Here is a 20,790-nt window from a genome sequence, read left to right as displayed (position 1 = left end):
GGTGGTGAACATGGCCCTTTCTCTCGTCAATTCCTTTGCGCCGCCCGTTCGCCATGACCATGACGGCCGCAAAGACGCCCCAATCATCGACGCGCGCAACATCGCGGTGAACTTCAAGGTCGAAGACGGCTTCGTTGAGGCGGTCAAGGATGTCTCGTTCCAGCTCTATCGCGGGGAGACGATCGCGATCGTCGGTGAGTCCGGATCCGGAAAATCGGTAACCGCGCGCACGGTGATGGGGCTTCTTACGAAGCGCGCCGTTGTCTCGCCGAAATCGACCATTGACTATGATGGCGCCAATATCCTGAAATTTTCCGAAAGCGCCCGCCGCAAGTTGCGCGGCAACCGCATCTCGATGATCTTCCAGGAGCCGATGAGTTCGCTGAACCCGATCTATACGATCGGCAGTCAGATCGTCGAGGCAATCCGTGTACACCAGAAGTTCGGCCGCCGGCAGGCGCAAGCGCGGGCGCTGGAACTTTTGAAGCATGTGCAAATTCCCGATCCAGAAGCCCGGCTTAAGCAATATCCGCATCAGCTGTCGGGCGGTCAGCGTCAGCGCGTGATGATTGCCATGGCGCTCGCCAACGATCCGGATGTCTTGATCGCCGACGAGCCGACGACAGCGCTTGACGTCACCGTGCAGGCACAGATCCTGAACCTGATCCGCAAACTGCAGAAGGAACTGCAGATGGCGGTGATCCTGATCACCCACGATCTCACGGTCGTGCGGCAGTTCTCGGACTATGTCTATGTGATGCAGCATGGCGAGATGCGCGAGCACAACACGACCGAAAGGCTCTTTGCCAATCCGCAGCATCCTTACACGAAGCATCTGCTCGGCTCTGAACCGCGCGGTCAGGCCAATCCATTGCCGGAAAATTCCGAAATCATTCTTGATGCCAGAAGGGTGCGCGTTTCTTTCATGCTGCGCCACGGTACGTTCTTCAAGCCGGAAATGAAGGAACTTGTTGCTGTGGACAGCCTGAGCCTTGCGCTGCGCCGTCATGAGACGCTTGGGCTCGTCGGCGAATCCGGTTCTGGCAAAACGACCTTTGGCCAGGCACTGGTCCGGTTGAATGATCCGGACGGCGGGGAGATCTATTTCGACCGCCAGCCCATCCACGGCCGCTCGCGCGCCGAGATGCGACCGCTGCGATCGCGCATGCAGATCGTCTTCCAGGATCCGTTCTCGTCGCTCAATCCGCGCATGACGATCGGTCAGATCATCGAAGAGGGGCTGGTCGTCAACCGGCTCGGTGCAACCAAAGCCGAGCGCATGGATCGGGTTCGCGAGGCGTTGATTGCGGCCGGCATGCCTGGCCATATTCTCTCGCGCTTCCCGCACGAATTCTCCGGCGGCCAGCGCCAGCGCATCGCCATTGCCCGCGCTATCGCCCTCGAACCCGAATTTATCTTGCTCGATGAGCCGACTTCCGCGCTCGATCTTTCCGTCCAGGCGCAGATCATAGAGCTCTTGCGCAGGCTGCAGGACGAGCGGGGACTGAGCTACCTCTTCATCTCGCATGATCTCAAGGTCGTGCGGGCGCTGTGCCACCGGGTGATCGTCATGCAGCATGGCCGCATCATGGAAGAGGGGCCCGTCAACGAAGTTCTATCCAATCCCAAGACCGCCTACACGGAACGGCTGGTGAAAGCCGCTTTCGAGGTAGCATGATTGCCGAATGCCGGAGGTTATAATGGCACGAAATCCCAAGATCACGTTCATCGGAGCAGGCTCCACCGTCTTCATGAAGAACATCGTCGGCGATGTCTTGCAGCGTCCCGCGCTGTCGGGCGCCACGATCGCGCTGATGGACATCAATCCGCAGCGTCTCGAAGAGAGCGCCGTCGTTGTCAACAAGCTGATTTCGACCCTGGGCGTAAAGGCCAAAGCCGAAACCTATTCCGATCAGCGCAAAGCGCTGACAGGCGCAGACTTCGTCGTCGTCGCCTTCCAGATCGGCGGCTATGAGCCCTGTACCGTCACCGATTTCGAGGTGCCGAAGAAATACGGTCTGCGCCAGACCATTGCCGACACACTCGGCGTTGGCGGCATCATGCGTGGCCTTAGAACCGTGCCGCACCTTTGGAAGGTATGCGAGGACATGCTCGCCGTCTGCCCGGAGGCGATCATGCTGCAATATGTCAATCCGATGGCCATCAACACCTGGGCGATCGCGGAAAAATATCCGGCAATCAAGCAGGTCGGCCTCTGCCACTCCGTCCAGGGCACGGCCATGGAGCTGGCGCATGACCTTGACATTCCCTACGAGGAAATTCGCTATCGCTCGGCCGGCATCAACCATATGGCCTTCTACCTGACGTTCGAGCACCGGCAGGCGGATGGTTCCTTCAAGAGCCTCTATCCCGATCTTGTCCGCGCCTATCGTGAAGGCCGTGCCCCGAAACCCGGCTGGAATCCGCGCTGCCCCAACAAGGTGCGCTACGAGATGCTGACACGCCTTGGCTATTTCGTTACCGAGAGCTCGGAGCACTTTGCCGAATATACGCCCTACTTCATCAAAGAGGGCAGAGAGGACCTGATCGAGAAGTTCGGCATTCCGCTTGACGAATATCCCAAGCGTTGCGTCGAGCAGATCGAACGCTGGAAGGGACAGGCCGAAGCCTTTCGCTCGGCCGAGACGATCGAGGTCGCACAATCGAAGGAATATGCTTCCTCCATCATCAACTCGGTCTGGACTGGCGAACCGTCGGTCATCTACGGCAATGTCCGCAACAACGGCTGCATCACGTCGCTGCCGGCAAACTGCGCCGCCGAAGTGCCTTGCCTGGTCGATGGCTCGGGCATTCAGCCAACCTTCATCGGCGACCTGCCGCCACAGCTGACAGCGCTGATCCGCACCAATATCAATGTTCAGGAGCTGACCGTCCAGGCACTGATGACGGAAAACCGCGAACACATCTACCACGCTGCGATGATGGATCCGCATACGGCAGCTGAACTCGACCTCGACCAGATCTGGTCGCTCGTCGACGATCTTCTTTCCACCCACGGTGACTGGTTGCCGGCCTGGGCGAGAACAGCCAAGAAGGTGCAGGCAGCCTAGTGTGAAGGGCCACGCCGGTCGGGAATCTCGTTTGAGCCGGCGAGGCTTGTCGCCGGCTTCGCCTCCAGTTCGCCGCTCGGCCACAGCCTCTCGATCCCAGAAAGGCTAATCAAGCTGCAGGATCGCCTTCGGGTCACCATTGGGGCGAGGCTCAATGCCAGGACGTTTTACAGTTTCTCCAGTTAGCTCTGCGCAGGCGACAGATAAAGGTAAATAACGAGGCAGGTTGCCGCGATTGCGACCATGGCGGCCGGGCGAAGAATTGTTCTTGCGACCGAAGCAACAGCGAGCCCCGACGCTAGAATCGCGCCTCCCAGCAAGACGCCGCGGCCCGAAAAGGCCAGAGCGAGGGCTGAGATGCAGATCGCTGTCGCCAGCATGGTGAGCGTGATTTTCCGTGGAGCCAGTTCCGGACACGCGGCAAAAGCCGGCAAGCATCCCCGCACGCTGAAGCCGATTGCGATGCTCAGAAAAACAAAAGGCAATACCATCGACCGGAACCTTTCAAAAAGAACTGGAATGAAAAAGCAAGCGGCGTGCCATGTGTTTGCCGTGCATTACCAGTGGCGTCGTGCCGGCGCTGCCGATATATTGCGCTCAATGCTCAAAGAGCGTGCAGGGGTGTTCACTGTCCAATGAGCTATCTGCATGCCGTTGGACGCAGAAGAATCGCAGACGGCGTCGAGCGAGCTCGACCGTCCCTGCGGGTCATCGTCACAGCTGCGGCATCTGGAAAGATGCGCAATTCCTTCCCGTCAGCGACTGAAATTTTGAAAAATCCGTTCTCTGCGGCGGCTTGATCGCATTCTGTTTATGAGAATAATGGCGGCATTGTATTCTGGAATAGAGACTTTACTTGGATTTTCCGTCGCTGCGTGTCTTTCTTTCCGTCGCCGAGCATCGAAGCGTGACGCGTGCTGCCGCCGCGCTTGGGCGCGTCGCTTCGAATGTCACGACGCGCATCCAGCAGTTGGAGGAGGATTTCGGTGTCCTGCTCTTCAACCGGGACGGAAGGCAGATGACTCTGACCCGCGAAGGGCGGCTGTTCTTGTCTTACGCGAAGCGAATGGCGGCATTGGCCGACGAGGCGCGCCATTCATTGTCGGCCTCCAGCCGGCCGGCGACTTTGCGTGTCGGTACGATGGAAAGCACGGCTGCAAGCCGGCTACCGCATATTCTGCCACGCTTCGCAACCGTTGCTCCTCATATTTCTCTTCGGCTGACAATGGGTGCGACGCGGGATCTCGCGCGTGCCGTTTTGGCAGAGGAAGTCGATTGTGCCTTGATCGCGTTGCCCATCGGCAAGAATGCAGCCGCCTGGCTTGCCGACGTTGATCTTTGTCAGCTCGAGCTGGCGCCGCTCTGGAGCGAGGAGGTTCTGATCATTCTTCCTCCGGATCATCCGCCAGTTCGTCATGCGTCGGACATCACCGTTGGCGCACTCGCCGCCCTTGAGGCCGGTTGCACCTATCGCCGCATGGCCGAGGATTGGCTTGGCCGTCTTTCACCGTTCATGACGATCGAGATGTCATCTTACCACGCCGTGATTGCGAGTGTCCTTGCAGGAGGCGCCGTTGGTGTCGCTCCAGCGTCGGTTCTGTCCCAGTTGCAGCTATCCCGTGACATGGTCCAGACGGTTGTTGCGGGTTCAGCCGAAACCGCTCTTCTTTCCCGCAAGAATGGGGGATCTTCAGAGCTGGATATCTTTCGAACGGCCCTCCTTTCGGCCGGCGGGGACAATCCATAACCGTGCCATCGCCCCAATCCTTTGTCGCGGCACATCTCATTGACAAATCCACAGGTGATCTATGCGTTTCCCAAATCGGCAAGCCTTGTCTGGCTGGCGTTTTCGTTTGTTTGCGCCCATCCTTGCCGGTGCGACACTTCGCGAGCGACTGGTTTCGTGTGTGGGTGCGCTTGCATGCATCGCTTTGACCGGCCTTATTTGCGGTGGCCTCCTCGGCGAAGGTCCTCACCTTCCGCTGATTGTCGCGCCGATGGGGGCTTCTGCTGTGCTGCTCTTTGCTGTTCCGTCAAGCCCGTTGGCGCAGCCCTGGCCGATTATCGGTGGAAATACGATTTCTGCTTTCATGGGTGTCATTGCCGCAAATCTCATTCCTGACCCGATCATCGCGATTGGTGTGGGCGTTTCTCTGGCGATTGCGGCAATGTCGTTCACCCGCTGCCTGCATCCACCCGGCGGAGCGGCGGCCCTGACTGCAGTCCTCGGCGGCGCGCCCGTGGCGAGTTGGGGTTTTTTCTTCCCGTTTGTGCCGGTGGGCTTGAATTCGTGCATCCTGGTGGCACTCGGACTTCTGTTCCACAGGTTGTCCCGGCACAATTATCCGCATCGTGTCGTCAGCGCGACCAACACGCATCACACGAAGGATCCGCCCGCAAACCTGCGGATCGGATTTCGTGAGGAGGACGTCGATGCGGCGCTGCAAGTGCTGAAGGAAACGTTCGACATCGATCGTTCGGATGTGAGCCGGCTTTTGCGAGAAGTCGAAATTCAAGCGACGGTCCGGTCCAACAAGGACCTGAAATGCGCAGATATCATGTCGCGTGATGTCATTGCAGTCAGCCCCGATACCACTGTCGAGGTGGCGCATGCGCTTTTGATCCGGCACAATGTTCGCACACTGCCGGTCAAGCAGCCGGACGGCACGCTCGTAGGCAGCGTCGGACTTCGAGAACTCGCGCTTGCGTCCGGTCCGGTTAAGGCTCTCATGACGCCACCGGCGACAACTTCGGCCGACGCGCCCGCGCTCGCACTTTTGCCAGTCCTGACGGACGGGAAAACACACGCCGTTGTCGTGATCGATCAGGCCTGGCAGATCATCGGGCTGATCTCGCAGACCGATCTTCTCGCTGCTATGGCACGTCTCGTTCCGACGGACCGCGTCGTCCAGGAGAGTGTCGCCTGAAGCTTCTGACAGCTACGCGGCAAGATCGGAGCCCACGGGGCGACGTCCTCGTCGGCACCCGTCTTAACTCGTCCCGGCCGATGACCGATAAAATCGCGGCTGGCAAGAACCGGTCGTGCCCGGCTGAAGAGTTTCGTTGCGCCCTTGAGTTTTCACGGGCTTCGACAGTCAGCCCGGCTGAGGGTCTTCTCAACGGCGCGTTTTACAGCCAGGTGCACTCTTGTCATCGGCGCTACAGGCGGCATCGGACTTGCCGGGCAAGGCAAATGCCGCCGAAGAGGCGTCTGCGCGACAGGTGTCAGTGACGATCATATTGCGCAGGCAAGCAAGCTATTCCCTCCAAGGGATCTGCGAGCACGGTTGAAGTGCAGATACTCAGCCATGTGATGTCGGCCGAGAAGGTGGCCACGGTGGCGCCGGTTTACGTCTTGACGATGCCACGCTCGTTGCCGGTCGCCAATATGCCAGTCATTGCGGCTTGACGATGCGATGAAAGCGGGGCGGCCATTGTCTTCATTTTTCTGCCGCCATGGCGCCCAGCAGCTTCGGAAGGTCGCCGAAGCGCGCGATGAGGCCGAAGACGAGCGCTGCAATTGCGACAAAGAGGATCGTCACCGAAGCCATGGTCGGCGTATAGCCATAGCGCAGCGCGTTGAAGATCTTGATGGGCAAGGTTTCCATCGTAAAGCCGACGGTCATGTAGGCGACGATGTATTCGTTCAGCGATAACACGAACGCAAAGGCGTAACCAGAAATCAGGTAGGGCCGGATCAGCGGTAAGACGACCGTCTTGAATATCGTCCGCTCATTCGCCCCCATTGTCGCCGCCGCTTCGACCAAGGAGCGATCGATGGCGGTGAAGCCGAGCGACAGCGTCACCAATGGTAGTGTGACGAAGAAGATCGCGTGGCTGATCACGGCGGTCCAAGATGCGCCGTAAAAGCCGGTGGTCGCCCAGAAAGTCAAAAGGCCGAGTGCAGTGATGACCGGTGGCAAGGTGAAGGGCGCGACGCCCAAAAGCTGGAAGATGTTCGCCCATGGCGCAATTCTGCGCCACAAGAACCAGGCAAGCGGCAAAGCGATGAGCACTGCAAGTGCGGCGGACAGAACCGCAAGCGTGAGCGAAGCAATAAGCGCGTTGCGCCATTCCGGATTGGTGAATATCTCTCCGTACCAGGCAAGCGAAAAGCCCTGGGGCGGGAAGGTAAGGCTCTGTTTCACATTTACAGATACCCCGGCAACGACGATCATGGGTGCCGTCAGAAAAAGCCCGATGAGCAAGAAATAAAGACGGCGGAGCAACGTGTTCATGGCGCATCTCCCTTCCGGCCGATCAGCACCGTCAGCCCGACCATGGCAAGTGTCACCAGCACCAGAAAGACGGCCATCGCGGCGGCGAAGGGCATGTTCGACTGATAGACGGCCTGGTCAGTAATCAGCACCGACAGGGTCCAGTGTGATGGACGGCCGAGAATCTGTGGCAGCAGATAGGAGCCGAGCGCAAAAATGAAGACCATGATGAGCGTTGCGATAATGGTGTTGCGCAATGTCGGCACGACAACCGTGAAAAATGCCCTGACCGGCGATGCTCCGAGCGTGCGCGCCGCTTCCGTCAAGGTCGGGTCAAGCCTGACCAGCGCGGGATAGAGGATCAAGATCGTATAAGGCAGGGCCTGATAGACCATGCCTGCCAGGACTGCGCCGAAGCTCGGCGTCAGAGCCACGGGCTCTTGCATGAGGCCTGCCATGACAAGCAGATTGGTGATGCCGGCGGTGCGTGAGAACAATGTCGACCACGCAAAGCCGATGATGACTTCGGAAAGCGAAAGAATCGCCAGAAGCGCCACCAGCCACATCACCTGAGCTTTGCGTCCCATGCGCGTCAGCAGATAGGTGAATGGAATGCCAAGCACGATGCAGCAGATCGCCACGGCGATCGCAAGCATCAGCGAAAAGCCCAGCACCCTACCGAAAAACAGACTGACGAAGCGGGCGTAATTATCAAATACAAAGGCCGGCGTGTAAAAACCGCCCTGCTGTCGCTGGAAAAAGCTCACGGCAATCATTGTTGCGAACGGAATGACGAAGAAGACCGTCAGCATTCCGGCCGGGAAGGCAAGCGGCCAGTAATCGGCAATTTTTTGCGGTGGTTCGCGTCTCATTTCTGCAGTACCACGCAGACTTCCGGCGAGAGCTTGACACCAACCTCCTGGCCAACGGTGACGGCCGGGCGTTCGCGCGGTGTCGAAACGGCGACGACCTGTGTTCCAGATAGATCGAGGAAAGTCTCGATCGTGCCGCCGAGATCGCGAATGAAGGTTACTTTGCCAGTGATAGTGTTGCCGCCTGGCGCCGTCAGATGCACGTCCTCCGGCCGCACCGAGATCGTTGCTCTGTTGAGGCCGGGAGGAAGCAGAACGCCTTCGATGACCTTGCCGAAGACCGTCGCGCGGCCGGCGCTGTCGGCCTCCGTCGTGAGCAGGTTGGTCGAGCCGATGAAATCGGCGACGAAACGGTCGGCGGGACGGCGGTAGATTTCGATCGGACTTGCTGCCTGGCGCAGTTCGCCACTGTTCATGACGACGACGATATCTGCCATCGTCATTGCTTCGCGCTGGTCGTGGGTCACGACGATCGTCGTGATGCCAAGCGTCTGCTGGAGCTGCCGCAGTTCCACCTGCATCGCCTCGCGCAGTTTTGCATCGAGCGCCGACAGCGGTTCATCGAGCAGGAAGAGCTTCGGCGAAATCGTCAGTGCACGGGCAATTGCGACGCGCTGGCGCTGGCCGCCGGAAAGCTTGTTCACCGGCCGGTCTGCATAGCCGGGCAAATGGATCAGCGACAGCAGCTCATCGACACGCTTCTTCTGGGCTTCCTTGGCCGTGCCACGGATGCGCAGCGGATAGGCGATGTTTTCGCCGACGGTCAGGTGAGGGAAAAGCGCGAGGGACTGAAACACCATCCCCAGATCCCGCTTATGGGTCGGGACGGCCGTTATGTCGTTGCCGTCGAGCACAATGGCGCCGCTCGTCGGCATGTCGAGACCGGCAATCATGCGCAGCAGCGTTGTCTTGCCGCAGCCGGAGGGGCCGAGCAGGCAGACGAACGTGCCATGCGGAACGTTGAGCTGGACATTGTCGACGGCGGTGAAGGCGCCGAATTGTTTGGTGATATTGTTGAGTGTCAGTCCGGACATAAATCCCCCGCATGGGCCACGTGCATAGGACGATTGCCCCGCATGGGCCTTGGCCGTCAAAGGCACAAGGCGCATGCATTGTTATGGAACGGTCAGTCTCGAAAACTTCAACCGACGATAAGTTCCGTCCATTTCTGGTTCAGCCAATCGGACTTGGTCTGATAAAGATCGTAGCGCGGCGTGATCGGCTCGATGTCGGAGGCGACGGCTGCAAACTCCTTGTCGGTCAGGTCAAGCAACTCGCGCTTGATCGTTGGCGCCGTGCCGACCTTGCGCGACATCAGTGCCTGGATGGCCGGCTGACACATGTAGTCGATGAAGATATGTGCCTCTTCCGCCTTCTTGGAGGCACGCGACAACGCCCAGCAGCCGGAATCCTGGATGCCGCCTTCCTTGGGGAAAGTCGAGCGGACCGGAAAACCATCGGCCGCGGCAAGGCCGGTGACGTCGTGATAATACTGTCCCATCGGGATTTCACCGGACTTCAGCGCCTGCTCGAACTGTGCCTCGTCGCGATACCACAGGCGGACATTCGGCTTCACCTCGGCAAGCTTTTCGAATGCCTTCAGGAGACCCTCTTCCGTATCGAGTGCGTTTGTGCCGCCGAAATGGGTCTTGGCCGTCACTTCCAGCAAAAAAGAGTTGGAAACAAGAGCAAGCAAGCCGAGTTTGTCGGCATTTGCCGGATCCCAGAGGGCATTCCAGGAAGTCGGCGCTTCTTTGAAGACGTCGGTATTGGTGACGAGCGTGATGTACCACGCAACGGCTCCGACGCCGGCAATGCGGCCATCGGGATACTTATTGACGAAGCGGTCGATGAGGCCGGAGGCGTTCTTGAGCTTTGCTGTGTCAATTGCCGTCCACAACTCGGTCGCCTGACCCTTGAGCATTGCGACCTGAGACATCATCGAAAGGTCGGCAGGCGCCTGGCCGGCCTTGGCAGCCTGCTCCAGCTGCACCAGCCAGGCCTCGCCCGTCGGTTCGGCCACAGATTCGACGGCAATGCCTGTTGCCTTGGTGAATTCCGGGAAGATGTTCTTGTCGAACGAATCCTTGAAGTAGCCGCCATAGACGCCAACCTTCAGCGACTTGTCCTGCGCGCGCAGAATGGCGGGCATCGATAGCATGCTGGTGGCGGCGAGGCCGGTCGCCAGTAGGTTTCGGCGGCTCATGGCCGCCTCGAGTATGGTTTTCATGACTTTGTTCCCTCTTTTGTTTGGTCTGACATGTTGCAGTTTCCGGTCGTTGCCGTTTTTAGTCGCCCTTTCCGCCGATGGACGGGCTGAAGACCATCAGGCTCAGGATTTCGAACAGGACCTGGGCGCCGGCATGGGCGGTATTCGTGGTCGCGTCATATTGCGGGGCGACCTCGACAACATCTCCGCCGACAAGATTGATCCCTTTCAGGCCGCGGATCAATTGCAGAACTTCACGCGTCGTCAAGCCGCCGACTTCCGGCGTGCCGGTGCCGGGGGCAAAGCTCGGATCGAGGCTGTCGACGTCGAAGGAAAGATAGGTCGGCGCGTCGCCGACAATTTTCTTCGCCCTTTCGATGATCGCGGACATGCCCATCTCCGTCACCTCCTCGGCGTGGATCACCGTCATTCCGGATTCGTAGGAAAACTCCCACAGATATTCTGCCGAACCGCGGATCCCGATCTGCACCGTGCGTGTCGGATCGAGCACGCCGTCGAGAACGGCATTGCGGAAGGGACCGCCGTGGTGGAATTTTGTCTGGTCGAAGGCGCCGCCGGTGTCACAATGCGCATCGATGTGAATCATGCCGACCGGCTGCTTCTTGCCCAGTGCCTTGAGGATCGGGTGAGTTATCGAGTGATCGCCGCCGACGCAAAGCGGTGCGATTCCTGCATCGACGATCTGGCCGATGCGTTTTTCGATGTCGTCATGGCTGAGCTCCAGTCGGTAACGGCTCTGGAAGGGAACGTCGCCGATGTCGGCTGCGCGAAGATCGAAAAGCGGCGCCGTGCCCAGCACATGGTTATAAGGGCCAATGCGCTCGATTGCGCGCAGTGCCCGCGGTCCGAAGCGCGATCCCGGACGGTTGGTGACGCCGAGATCCATCGGAACGCCGGTGATTGCGACCTGCAGATTGCCGAAATCCGGCTCGTCGGCGCCAACGGGCATATAAGGAGCGCTGAGGAATGTCGGAACGCCGGCATAGGGCGCAAGGCGCGTGCCGCTTTTTGAGAAGATCTTGTCGGCTACCTTGCGGAAGTCGGGGTCGAATATCTCGCCGCCGTGGCTGTCGGCAAACTTTGCGCGCAGTTCTTCGAGCTTCGTCTGATTCCAGGCCAATTCAGTTCACCTCTCATCTTGAACGGCTGGGAAGCGGAACCTTGTTGCGGCATCACATCATTCCCCTCGTCGCTCTTGCTTTTTACCCATTACCTAACAAAATGGTTGGAAATGCAACTCACATTGTTATAGCAGTTAGCGTGAGATTTACTCACATATAGATTGGCCATGTTCAACCGACTGCCGCCGCTGAATTCCCTGCGCGCTTTCGAAGCTGCTGCCCGCCGGGGCTCGGTCTCGGCGGCTGCGCGCGAGCTCAATGTTACGCATGGTGCCGTTAGCCATCAGATCAAGGCGCTGGAGGCGGTCTTCGGCACGCCGCTCTTTGAGCGCAATGGCAAACGGCTGAAGCTTACGCCGCAGGCTGCCCTGCTGTTGCCGGCTCTGACGCATGCATTCGAGAACATTGCGGCGGCAACAGCCCTGGTGACCCGGCCTTCGACAAGCGGGAGCCTTAGAATTTCCTGCGTTCCGGCTTTGCTGTCCTTCTGGCTGATCCCGCGCATGCACCAGTTCAGCGAGCAATTCCCCGATATCAGCCTGACGCTCGTCGCCTCCAATGATCCTGAGCTGCTTTACTCTCCGGATATCGATGTCTGTATTCTCTATGGTGATGGGACCTGGCTGGACTGCTGGGCGCGTCTTTGGAGCAACCTGCAACTCTTTCCGGTCGTCAGCCCAACCCTGATGAACAGCCGGGCACTGCGTTCGGTGCGCGATCTGCGCGACCATGTTCTGCTTCACGGCGACGATGGACGCGAATGGAATACGTGGTTGGCGGCAGCCGACGCGCTGGACATGCCGCGGGGCCGGCAGCACTTCATGAGCGATGCGCGCCTGTCGACGGAGGCGGCCTTGAGCGGGCAGGGGGTCGCACTCGGCGATACGATTACGGCCGGCAGCCTGATTGCTCAAGGCGAACTCGTCGTGCCCTTCGATCTCTCCGTTCCTGCCAATGATGCCTTTTATGTCGCCTGCCGAAACGAGGTGCGCTCCGCGCCGATCGTCAAGGTCTTTGTCGACTGGTTCTTCTCGGCGCTCGAAAGCGACCGCGGAGCAGAACTGCAGGCGTCGGCCCGGCGTGCGATCCGCGGGCGCGGACGCGTCGATGCTTTGGCGGCGGCAGCTGAAAGCTTCACGCCGGTCTCCCGTGCGCGCGCTGCGGCACAACGGCCCGTCAAGCGCCGTTTGAAATCCTGATCGATCTCTCAAGGAAGCCCTGGAATGCCGCTTGCTCATCCAAATCCGCTCGTCGCCCGTCTGTCGCCGCCGCCCATCCCATCGGTACTTGCCTGGGCTTGTGACTATGATGGTGCCAAAGGGCCGCTGATTGATCTGTCCCAGGCTGTACCCGGCTATCCGGCGCATCCAGAGATGCTGCGGCTGCTCGGCGAGGCGGCCGCCTCTCCGGCCATGACCAGCTATGGTGCGATCGAGGGGGAGGAGGTGCTCAGGAAGGCTTATGCGGCACATGTGTCGGCGGTCTATGGCGCCAGCGTTTCTGCCGCCAACATCCACATTACCTCCGGCTGCAACCAGGCCTTCATGTGCAGCACCATCGCGCTTGCCAAGTCGGGCGAGACGATGGCGCTCACCAATCCCTTCTATTTCAACCACGAAACCACGCTTTCGATGCTGGGGATCGGACGTGTTCTCGTCGATTGCGATGCCGCAAATGGCTTCCTGCCGTGCCTGAGATCGGCAGAAGAGGCCCTGATGTCGGGAGTGCGAGGCCTTGCGGTCGTTTCGCCGAACAATCCGACCGGTGCTGTCTATCCGCCGGTGCTGCTTCGCGAACTCTTTCACCTCTGTCAAAAATATGGAGCGTGGCTGATTTTGGACGAAACCTATCGGGACTTCTTGCCGACCGATGCCGGAGCGCCGCACGACCTGCTCTTGATCGAGGATTGGGAAGAGACGCTCGTCCTGCTCTACAGTTTCTCCAAGTCCTTCTGTATTCCGGGTCATCGATTGGGGGCAATCACCGCAGGTCCGCGCATCGTCAGCGAGATCACCAAGATCATGGACAACATGCAGATCTGCGCCCCGCGGGCAGCTCAGGTCGCCGTAGCGGCAGCGCTTCCGATTCTGGCGGAATGGCGGGTGGCAAATCGGCTGGAGATCTTACGCCGTGCCGATGCGCTGAAAGCTGTCATGGCAGCAACAGACGGCTGGTCGATCGCCGCCGTCGGTGCCTATTTTGCCTTCATCCGGCATCCTTACGGCAACACACCTTCCGCCGAGGTGGCGGAAAAGCTGGCGAAGGAAGCTGGAGTGATATGTATCCCCGGAAGCTATTTCGGCGAGGATCAGGAAGATTATCTCCGATTTGCCTTCGCCAATGCCGAAGTTGGCGTGATCTCGCAGTTGCACGAGCGTCTGCGATAGGCGGCTTGCGCGCAATTTTGTGATAGTCTCGCCCGACGATCCGATGGAGTAGGGAGGGCACCGATGAGGCGCTCCAAAGGGAAGGCAGCTCAAAGACTTGCGCCGATCGCAGGTGCGTTCATTGCCACTTTTCTTGTCAGCCACGCTGCGCATTCCCAGCCCGAATGGAGCGTCGCGCCGTCTGCATGTCTTTATTCTCTAGAGGCTTCGGCAGGCGGGCCGGCCCTTTGCGTTAGAAAGGAGAGCTTCAGCGTCGACATTTGCACGGCGATCGATCATTTTGCCCGCGCTAACCGACTTCCTCCTGATTACTTTGCCCGGCTCATCTGGCGGGAAAGCCGTTTCCGCCCCGATGCTCTAAGTCCGAAAGGCGCTGAAGGTATCGCCCAATTCATGCCGGACACTGCCAAATTGCGTGGCCTGGAAAACAGCTATGATGCGCTCAGCGCGCTGCAGGCATCGGCGTCCTATCTTGATGAATTGCGTAACCGTTTCGGCAATTTGGGGCTTGCCGCGGCAGCTTACAATGCCGGCGAGAAAGGTCTTTCGTCATTCCTCGAACATGGCACGTTGCCTTTCGAGACACGAAGCTATGTCACGGCGATAACCGCACACAGCGTTGAAGAATGGAAAAACGGCCCGCCCGACAAAGCAGCACTGGAACTCGATAAGGACAAGACGTTCCTGGAGGCTTGTACTGTTCTTGCCGAAAGCCGCCGCCTAAAGAATGCGCCATGGCAAGGGGAAGGCAAGTGGGCGCCCTGGGGCGCGCAACTCGCCGCGCACTTCGATCCTGCGGCCGCGCGTAGCCGCTTTCAGGAAGACGTTTCCAAGTTGCCGGCGCCTTTGAACGCTGAAAAACCGCTCATTCTGCGCCAGCGTGACCGCAGCTTCGGCTACCGGCCTCGCTATGTCGCTCGGGTTGCGCGCCAAACGAGGACGGAGGCAAATCAGGTCTGCACCGAGGTGCGCAAGCGCGGCGGTGTCTGCCTCGTGTTCAAGAATGAATAAGTGCCTTTCTATTTGGCCGGAGAGTTCAGGGCCGTCGCCCGATCGGGATGAGCCGCAGCAAAGGCAGGCAGCCTTTCGCATTTTTCGGCGATGGTGCTCGCGCGCGGGAAAGCGGAAAGATCGACGTTCCATCGCCGGGCGTTGTAGATCTGCGGCACGAGGCAAAGATCAGCCATGGTGGGCTGATCTGCATGGCAGAACTCACCAGCCTCTGTCGCCTTCAACATACGCTCGAAGGCCTCAAGACCCTCGCGGATGAATTTTCCCATCCATGCCAGCCGGGCAGCGTGGGGATCGTCCGATTGCCGCATGACATGGGAAACGACGCTCAGATTGCAGACAGGGTGAATGTCCATCGCGATGGCATAAGAAAGGGCCCTGACGCGCTGCCGACCCAAAGCATCTGGAGGCAGCAGGCCGGCGTTCGGCCGCGTTTCCGAAAGATACTCGATGATGGCGAGCGACTGCGTCAGCGTCTCGCCGTCGATGGCAAGCACGGGAACCAGACCCTGGGGATTTCGCGCGAGATGAGCCGCCTGCTTGTGTTGGCTTGCCAGCAGATCGACGGGAACCGACCGATAGGGAATTGCCAGCATGTTGAGTGCGATACGGACGCGATAGCTTGCCGAAGAGCGCCAGTAGTCGAAAAGAACGGTATCGCTTGGCATGGTCTGACCTCATGGTCTTTCGTAGCTGGCAACGACCTGCTCGATGGCTCCGAAGATCGAGCGTCCCTGTGCATCCTTCATCTCGATGCGGACGGTATCGCCGAACCGCATGAAGGGTGTTGCGGCCGCGCCGGTCGCGATTGTCTCGATCATGCGGATCTCCGCGATGCAGGAATACCCGGCGCCGCCTTGGGAGATTGGCTTGCCCGGCCCGTCGTCGAGCTTGTTTGAGACGGTCCCCGAGCCGATGATCGTGCCGGCGCCAAGCGGTCGGGTCTTTGCAGCGTGGGCGATGAGTTCACCGAAATCGAAGGTCATGTCGATGCCGGCATTGGCTCGCCCGAAGGGCTGGCCGTTGAGGTTGACGAGGAGCGGCAGATGCAGTTTTCCCCCATCCCAGGCATCACCAAGCTCGTCTATCGTCACCGCAACCGGCGAGAATGCAGAAGAGGGTTTTGACTGGAAGAATCCAAAGCCTTTTGCAAGTTCGGCCGCGATCAGTCCGCGCAGGGAAATATCGTTGGCGAGCATGACGAGCCGGATGGCTCTACGCGCCTCGTCGATCGTTGAGCCCATTGGCACGTCGTCGACGATGACGGCGATCTCCGCTTCCATGTCGATGCCATAGGATTCGTCCGCCATGAGAATGGCATCGCGCGGCCCAAGAAAGCTGTCGGATCCACCTTGATACATCAACGGCTCGGTCCAGAAGCTGGCCGGCATCTCGGCGTTGCGCGCCTTGCGAACCAGCTCGACGTGGTTGACGTAGGCTGAACCATCCGCCCATTGATAAGCGCGCGGGAGCGGCGATGCGGCATGGTGTTCGTGAAATCGCACAGCAGGTTGCGCGCCGGTTTCCAGACCCTCTGCAACCGCGGCTAGGCGTGGTGCGGCGTGCGCCCAGTCATCGAGCGCGGCCTGAAGCGTCCGGGCGATATGACCGACTTCGGAGCATTGGCTGAGGTCTTTGGAGACGACGACCAGGCGGCCGTCACGGGTGGAGTCCTTGAGCGATGCAAGCTTCATGCGTTGGGGTTCCGTTTCTTTTATAGCTGGTAACCGGCTTCACTTGATCCCGGGCGTTCCGTCGAATTTGCGCTCCAGGCCATCCCAGCATTCGAGATAGTTATCCTGCAGCGTCTCCAGCTCGGCAGCGTATCGTGTTAGTTGCTGCGGATAGCGGGTCTCGAACATGAAGGCCATCGTGTGGTCGAGCTTCACGGGCTGCAGATCGACGCTGGATGCCATTTCGAAGCCAAGCGAGTCCGGTCCATGCGGCAGCATCATGTTGTGCAGGCTCATGCCGCCCGGGACGAAACCCTGCGCCTTGGCATCGTATTGACCATGGATGAGCCCCATGAACTCGCTCATGATGTTACGATGGTACCACGGCGGACGAAATGTATGTTCTGCCACCAGCCATCGCGGCGGAAAGATGACGAAGTCGACATTGGCCGTTCCCTCTTCGCCCGAAGGCGCCGTCAGCACGGTAAAGATCGATGGATCGGGATGATCGAAGAGGATTGCGCCGACGGGCGCGAAAGTGCGCAGATCATACTTGAACGGCGCATAGTTGCCGTGCCAGGCCACCACGTCGAGTGGCGAATGGCCAATCTCGGTCGCATAGAACTTGCCGCACCATTTGACGTGGAGACGGCACGGGATTTCCTTGTCTTCGTAGGCGGCCGCCGGCGTCTTGAAATCGCGCGGGTTGGCAAGGCAATTGGCACCGATCGGTCCGCGATCCGGCAGGGTGAACTTGGCGCCATAGTTCTCGCAAATATAACCGCGCCACTCGGGACCCTGGCCGAGGCGCTCTACCTTGAAGATCATCCCACGCGGAATAAGGCAGATCTCCAAAGGCTCGACATCGATGATCCCCATTTCGGTGAACACGCGGATAGGGCCAAGCTGCGGCACGACCAGCAATTCTCCATCGGCATTGAAGAAATAGTCATCAACCATGTCGCCATTGAAGACATAGGCATGGGCAGCCATGCCGGTCTGGGTCATGACATCGCCGGCTGCTGTCATCGTGCGGATGCCGGCGAGGAAGCTGAGTTCGTCCGCTGGCGCCGGGATGGGGTCCCAGCGCAACTGACCGAGCGGCAGCGAATGATCATCGAGACAGGGCGCTGATTTCCAGAAGGGATAACTGGCGTTGGAAAAGCGGCCTGTGTGGCGCACACTCGGACGAATGCGGTAGAGCCAGGAGCGTTCGTTGGTGCCGCGCGGCGCGGTAAAAGGCGAGCCTGACAATTGTTCGGCATAAAGCCCGTAATTGCATTTCTGCGGACTGTTCTGGCCCTGCGGCAGCGCACCGGGCAGGGACTCCGTCTCGAAATCATTGCCAAAGCCAGGCATGTATTTCGGATTGTTGACGACGGCATGGGCAGCCGTGCTCCTCGTCTTGTCCAGCATCGCTTGCACCTCCTCTGCAGATATAGTTACAAACGTAACTGTCGATTTTGTAACTATCAAGGAAGCCATGGACATCAGTGATTTCGATCTCGAGCAGTTCCTGCCGTTTCGCCTCAATCGCGCCGCGGAATTCGTCGCCCTGCGCTTTGCTGCCGCCTACAAGGCCAAATATGACCTGACGAGGCCGGAGTGGCGCACGCTGGCGGCACTTGGAAGTTCAGGGCGTATGACGGCAAAGGAGATCGGCGTTCATTCGACGATGCACAAGACCAAGGTCAGTCGTGCGGTTTTTTCGCTTGAGAGACGCCGCTGGCTGAAGCGGACGCAGCACGAGGAAGACCGGCGCGTCGAGTATCTCGAGTTGACGGCTGCCGGAAGCACCGCCTATCGCGAACTGACGATGCTCGCCGTTCACTATTCGGCGGAAGTAGCGTCGCTTCTCGGCGCGGAAGGCCTGAAGGCGCTCTCCTCCGGTTTGAGCGCTGTGGAGGCTGCCATGGTCAAACGGCGCCGCTAGCTTTGACCGGGTTCGCGTGTAGGACCTGCAGGTTCAAATCCTGTGGTCATCGAAGCCTCCATCGGCGAGCGTCGGAGGCTCCTTTTTCGAAACGATCACGCTTCATGTGCTGTTGTGGCGGATAGAGGAAGCACCGCCGGATTGGGGCGCCAAGCGAGTCTCAGGCAGGAGGCTTCAGGCCGAGAGCGCGGTGCTGCAGCCTTCGGCGATCTTGCTGTCGGCTGAGGTTTGTCCTGGCATGGTTGCCCATCCGCCGGCTTCGATGAACTGGCGCTTCTTATAGCTGTCTGGAAGAGCCTTGAATTCGACTAGTTTTGCGGCGGCATCCGGCGCACTGTTGAACCGGTCAACGCATATGGCCGATGCAAGTTCTCCACGGGCTGTTTCGCCCGCAGTCGTCGCCGCTTTGAGGGAAGTGCTGCCCGTCACCCAGCCCCCCCAGCTAAATCCGACGATGATCGTGGCCACTGCAGTGACGACACAAGCCCATACGAGGATCGTCTTCGATGGCTGATAAGTGTCGAAACGTTGCGAAATCGATGTTTTGCTGCTGCTTTGCACTGCCATTGGAATTCTCCTTGCAATGTTGTTTGATTCACCGCTGCGGCCGTCCTGGCCGAGCGGCTCAGGCACTTTCCTCAGTATCCCATGCCACTCATGCCGCCGCTTCCGGCCGGCAGTGCAGATTCTCTTTCGGGAATATCGGCAATCACCGCTTCGGCGGTGATCAGAAGTGCTGCGATCGAGCCGGCGTCTTGCAAAGCGGTCCGCACCACCTTGGCAGGATCGACGATGCCAGCCTTTATCATATCGACATAGGTCTCCATTTGTGCGTCGAACCCCTGGTTGTAATCCGTGCTGTCGGCGAGTTTACCAATTACGATAGAGCCTTCGACGCCGGCATTGTCGGCGATCTGCCGGATCGGGGCTTCCAGCGCCCTCAGCACGACAGAAATCCCCGCCGTCACGTCGGCGTTTTCTGCAGATAGCCCCGCCAGGACCGACTTGGCGCGCAACAGGGCGACGCCTCCGCCCGGAACGATACCTTCCTCGACTGCCGCACGCGTGGCGTTAAGGGCATCGTCGATGCGGTCCTTCTTCTCCTTGACTTCAATTTCGGTCGAGCCACCGACGCGGATCACCGCAACGCCGCCGGCGAGTTTTGCAAGGCGCTCTTGCAGCTTTTCCTTGTCGTAGTCGGAGGTGGTTTCCTCGATCTGCGCCTTGATCTGGCTGATGCGTCGAGCGATCTCGGATTTTTCACCTGCGCCGTCTATGATCGTGGTGGTATCCTTTTCGATCAGGGCCCGCTTGGTGCGCCCAAGCATATCCAGCGTGACATTTTCCAGCTTGACGCCGAGATCCTCGGAGATCATCTGGCCAGCCGTCAAAATGGCGATGTCCTCAAGCATGGCCTTGCGGCGATCGCCGAAGCCCGGGGCCTTGACGGCAGCGACCTTCAATCCGCCACGCAGCTTGTTGACGACCAATGTGGCCAGAGCCTCGCCTTCGACATCTTCGGAAATAATAAGCAGCGACTTGCCGCTCTGCACCACGGCTTCGAGGATGGGCAGCATTGCCTGCAGATTGCCGAGCTTCTTCTCATAGACAAGAATATATGGGTCCTCCAGCTCCACGCGCATTTTTTCGGCATTGGTTACAAAGTAAGGCGAGAGATAGCCCCGGTCGAACTGCATGCCCTCGACGACATTGAGTTCAGTATCGGCCGTCCTGGCCTCCTCGACTGTGATCACACCATCGTTGCCAACCTTTTCCATCGCATCAGCGATCATTTTTCCCACAGTCGCATCGCCATTGGCGGCGATTGTGCCGACCTGGGCGATCTCGCTTGATGAGCTAACCTTCGTGGCGCGCGCTTTGATTTCCGCGAGTACGGCCGCAACGCCAAGATCGATGCCGCGCCTCAAATCCATCGGGTTCATCCCGGCCGCAACAAGTTTGGCGCCTTCGCGAAAGATCGAGGCTGCGAGCACGGTCGCGGTTGTGGTGCCATCGCCCGCAAGATCGTTGGTCTTGGATGCCACCTCGCGCACCATCTGCGCGCCCATGTTCTCGAATTTGTCTGCAAGTTCGATTTCCTTGGCGACCGCGACGCCGTCCTTCGTGATGCGTGGCGCGCCATAGGACTTGTCGATGACGACGTTGCGGCCTTTGGGGCCTAGCGTTACCTTGACGGCATTGTTGAGCACCTCGACCCCGCGAAGCAGACGATCGCGCGCGTCGGTGGAGAAGATGATTTGCTTGGCAGACATTG

Annotated in this window: 19 protein-coding genes; 9 read left to right on the top strand and 10 right to left on the bottom strand. The window is 59.4% G+C overall.

What is annotated here, in order from left to right:
* Positions 1-10: 10 nt before the first annotated feature.
* The 5 genes from AM571_RS32200 (at position 11) to AM571_RS32175 (ending at position 5,998) form a co-directional block, all read left to right on the top strand.
* A complete protein-coding gene (locus AM571_RS32200) occupies positions 11-1,678 on the top strand; it encodes an ABC transporter ATP-binding protein (RefSeq protein WP_074065704.1) in 1,668 nt (555 codons plus the stop codon).
* Positions 1,679-1,700: 22 nt separating this feature from the next.
* On the top strand, positions 1,701-3,071 hold the full coding sequence (locus AM571_RS32195; RefSeq protein WP_074064992.1) for an alpha-glucosidase/alpha-galactosidase: 1,371 nt from the start codon (positions 1,701-1,703) through the stop codon (positions 3,069-3,071).
* A gap of 357 nt (positions 3,072-3,428) precedes the next feature.
* Positions 3,429-3,710: a hypothetical protein gene (locus AM571_RS32185; protein WP_155774562.1), complete on the top strand. Its 282-nt coding sequence runs from the start codon at positions 3,429-3,431 to the stop codon at positions 3,708-3,710.
* A 217-nt stretch (positions 3,711-3,927) separates the two neighbouring features.
* Positions 3,928-4,818 carry a LysR family transcriptional regulator gene (locus AM571_RS32180; RefSeq protein WP_074064989.1) on the top strand — a complete coding sequence of 297 codons (891 nt, stop codon included), beginning with the start codon at positions 3,928-3,930 and terminating at the stop codon, positions 4,816-4,818.
* Between the two features lie 61 nt (positions 4,819-4,879).
* Positions 4,880-5,998 (top strand): HPP family protein, encoded by a 1,119-nt coding sequence (locus AM571_RS32175; protein ID WP_074064988.1) that lies wholly within the window; start codon positions 4,880-4,882, stop codon positions 5,996-5,998.
* Between the two features lie 513 nt (positions 5,999-6,511).
* On the opposite strand, the gene AM571_RS32170 is transcribed toward AM571_RS32175, so the two are convergent.
* From AM571_RS32170 to speB, 5 genes are all read right to left on the bottom strand, one after another.
* Positions 6,512-7,309, bottom strand: a complete 798-nt coding sequence (locus AM571_RS32170; protein WP_074064987.1) for an ABC transporter permease — start codon at positions 7,307-7,309, stop codon at positions 6,512-6,514.
* Positions 7,306-8,160, bottom strand: coding sequence for an ABC transporter permease (locus AM571_RS32165; protein WP_074064986.1), 855 nt, complete (start codon positions 8,158-8,160; stop codon positions 7,306-7,308). Before AM571_RS32165 ends, AM571_RS32170 begins: the two co-directional genes overlap by 4 nt.
* The gene (locus AM571_RS32160; protein ID WP_074064985.1) at positions 8,157-9,194 is read right to left on the bottom strand and encodes an ABC transporter ATP-binding protein; all 1,038 of its coding nucleotides are present in this window, start codon (positions 9,192-9,194) and stop codon (positions 8,157-8,159) included. Before AM571_RS32160 ends, AM571_RS32165 begins: the two co-directional genes overlap by 4 nt.
* Positions 9,195-9,301: 107 nt before the next feature.
* Positions 9,302-10,390 carry an ABC transporter substrate-binding protein gene (locus tag AM571_RS32155; RefSeq protein ID WP_074064984.1) on the bottom strand — a complete coding sequence of 363 codons (1,089 nt, stop codon included), beginning with the start codon at positions 10,388-10,390 and terminating at the stop codon, positions 9,302-9,304.
* Positions 10,391-10,448: 58 nt separating this feature from the next.
* Positions 10,449-11,510 carry an agmatinase gene (gene speB, locus AM571_RS32150; RefSeq protein ID WP_074064983.1) on the bottom strand — a complete coding sequence of 354 codons (1,062 nt, stop codon included), beginning with the start codon at positions 11,508-11,510 and terminating at the stop codon, positions 10,449-10,451.
* Positions 11,511-11,678: 168 nt separating this feature from the next.
* Between speB and AM571_RS32145 the strand changes: the two genes are divergently transcribed.
* From AM571_RS32145 to AM571_RS32135, 3 genes are all read left to right on the top strand, one after another.
* On the top strand, positions 11,679-12,710 hold the full coding sequence (locus AM571_RS32145; RefSeq protein ID WP_074064982.1) for a LysR substrate-binding domain-containing protein: 1,032 nt from the start codon (positions 11,679-11,681) through the stop codon (positions 12,708-12,710).
* A gap of 24 nt (positions 12,711-12,734) precedes the next feature.
* Positions 12,735-13,898 carry an aminotransferase gene (locus AM571_RS32140; RefSeq protein WP_074064981.1) on the top strand — a complete coding sequence of 388 codons (1,164 nt, stop codon included), beginning with the start codon at positions 12,735-12,737 and terminating at the stop codon, positions 13,896-13,898.
* 63 nt (positions 13,899-13,961) lie between these two features.
* Entirely contained in the window at positions 13,962-14,909 is a 948-nt protein-coding gene (locus AM571_RS32135) for a lytic transglycosylase domain-containing protein (protein WP_074064980.1), read from the top strand.
* 8 nt (positions 14,910-14,917) lie between these two features.
* On the opposite strand, the gene maiA is transcribed toward AM571_RS32135, so the two are convergent.
* The 3 genes from maiA to hmgA are packed head-to-tail and all read right to left on the bottom strand — an operon-like array spanning position 14,918 to position 17,998.
* A complete protein-coding gene (maiA, locus tag AM571_RS32130; RefSeq protein ID WP_074064979.1) occupies positions 14,918-15,577 on the bottom strand; it encodes a maleylacetoacetate isomerase in 660 nt (219 codons plus the stop codon).
* Between the two features lie 9 nt (positions 15,578-15,586).
* Positions 15,587-16,603, bottom strand: a complete 1,017-nt coding sequence (locus tag AM571_RS32125) for a fumarylacetoacetate hydrolase family protein (RefSeq protein WP_074064978.1) — start codon at positions 16,601-16,603, stop codon at positions 15,587-15,589.
* A 39-nt stretch (positions 16,604-16,642) separates the two neighbouring features.
* Entirely contained in the window at positions 16,643-17,998 is a 1,356-nt protein-coding gene (gene hmgA / locus AM571_RS32120; RefSeq protein ID WP_074064977.1) for a homogentisate 1,2-dioxygenase, read from the bottom strand.
* Between the two features lie 67 nt (positions 17,999-18,065).
* Here hmgA and AM571_RS32115 point away from each other — a divergent pair, with 67 nt between their 5' ends.
* On the top strand, positions 18,066-18,515 hold the full coding sequence (locus AM571_RS32115; RefSeq protein WP_074064976.1) for a MarR family winged helix-turn-helix transcriptional regulator: 450 nt from the start codon (positions 18,066-18,068) through the stop codon (positions 18,513-18,515).
* A 174-nt stretch (positions 18,516-18,689) separates the two neighbouring features.
* Here AM571_RS32115 and AM571_RS32110 read toward each other — a convergent pair whose 3' ends face one another.
* Positions 18,690-19,082: a hypothetical protein gene (locus AM571_RS32110; RefSeq protein ID WP_074064975.1), complete on the bottom strand. Its 393-nt coding sequence runs from the start codon at positions 19,080-19,082 to the stop codon at positions 18,690-18,692.
* Positions 19,083-19,153: 71 nt separating this feature from the next.
* A complete protein-coding gene (gene groL / locus AM571_RS32105; RefSeq protein ID WP_074064974.1) occupies positions 19,154-20,788 on the bottom strand; it encodes a chaperonin GroEL in 1,635 nt (544 codons plus the stop codon).
* Between the last annotated feature and the right edge of the window lie 2 nt (positions 20,789-20,790).

Source organism: Rhizobium etli 8C-3, from assembly GCF_001908375.1.
In the GTDB taxonomy this organism is placed as follows: domain Bacteria; phylum Pseudomonadota; class Alphaproteobacteria; order Rhizobiales; family Rhizobiaceae; genus Rhizobium; species Rhizobium etli_B.
Note: the sequence above shows the minus strand (reverse complement) of the source record. Positions and strands in the feature narration are given on the sequence as shown.

What these genes read in the sequence shown, in the direction of transcription:
- AM571_RS32200 (WP_074065704.1), top strand. Translation starts at nt 11, where the DNA reads ATGGCCCTTTCTCTCGTCAATTCCTTTGCGCCGCCCGTTCGCCATGAC.
- AM571_RS32195 (WP_074064992.1), top strand. Translation starts at nt 1,701, where the DNA reads ATGGCACGAAATCCCAAGATCACGTTCATCGGAGCAGGCTCCACCGTC.
- AM571_RS32185 (WP_155774562.1), top strand. Translation starts at nt 3,429, where the DNA reads ATGCAGATCGCTGTCGCCAGCATGGTGAGCGTGATTTTCCGTGGAGCC.
- AM571_RS32175 (WP_074064988.1), top strand. Translation starts at nt 4,880, where the DNA reads ATGCGTTTCCCAAATCGGCAAGCCTTGTCTGGCTGGCGTTTTCGTTTG.
- AM571_RS32170 (WP_074064987.1), bottom strand. Translation starts at nt 7,309, where the DNA reads ATGAACACGTTGCTCCGCCGTCTTTATTTCTTGCTCATCGGGCTTTTT.
- AM571_RS32165 (WP_074064986.1), bottom strand. Translation starts at nt 8,160, where the DNA reads ATGAGACGCGAACCACCGCAAAAAATTGCCGATTACTGGCCGCTTGCC.
- AM571_RS32160 (WP_074064985.1), bottom strand. Translation starts at nt 9,194, where the DNA reads ATGTCCGGACTGACACTCAACAATATCACCAAACAATTCGGCGCCTTC.
- AM571_RS32155 (WP_074064984.1), bottom strand. Translation starts at nt 10,390, where the DNA reads ATGAAAACCATACTCGAGGCGGCCATGAGCCGCCGAAACCTACTGGCG.
- AM571_RS32145 (WP_074064982.1), top strand. Translation starts at nt 11,679, where the DNA reads ATGTTCAACCGACTGCCGCCGCTGAATTCCCTGCGCGCTTTCGAAGCT.
- AM571_RS32140 (WP_074064981.1), top strand. Translation starts at nt 12,735, where the DNA reads ATGCCGCTTGCTCATCCAAATCCGCTCGTCGCCCGTCTGTCGCCGCCG.
- AM571_RS32135 (WP_074064980.1), top strand. Translation starts at nt 13,962, where the DNA reads ATGAGGCGCTCCAAAGGGAAGGCAGCTCAAAGACTTGCGCCGATCGCA.
- maiA (WP_074064979.1), bottom strand. Translation starts at nt 15,577, where the DNA reads ATGCCAAGCGATACCGTTCTTTTCGACTACTGGCGCTCTTCGGCAAGC.
- AM571_RS32125 (WP_074064978.1), bottom strand. Translation starts at nt 16,603, where the DNA reads ATGAAGCTTGCATCGCTCAAGGACTCCACCCGTGACGGCCGCCTGGTC.
- hmgA (WP_074064977.1), bottom strand. Translation starts at nt 17,998, where the DNA reads ATGCTGGACAAGACGAGGAGCACGGCTGCCCATGCCGTCGTCAACAAT.
- AM571_RS32115 (WP_074064976.1), top strand. Translation starts at nt 18,066, where the DNA reads ATGGACATCAGTGATTTCGATCTCGAGCAGTTCCTGCCGTTTCGCCTC.
- AM571_RS32110 (WP_074064975.1), bottom strand. Translation starts at nt 19,082, where the DNA reads ATGGCAGTGCAAAGCAGCAGCAAAACATCGATTTCGCAACGTTTCGAC.
- groL (WP_074064974.1), bottom strand. Translation starts at nt 20,788, where the DNA reads ATGTCTGCCAAGCAAATCATCTTCTCCACCGACGCGCGCGATCGTCTG.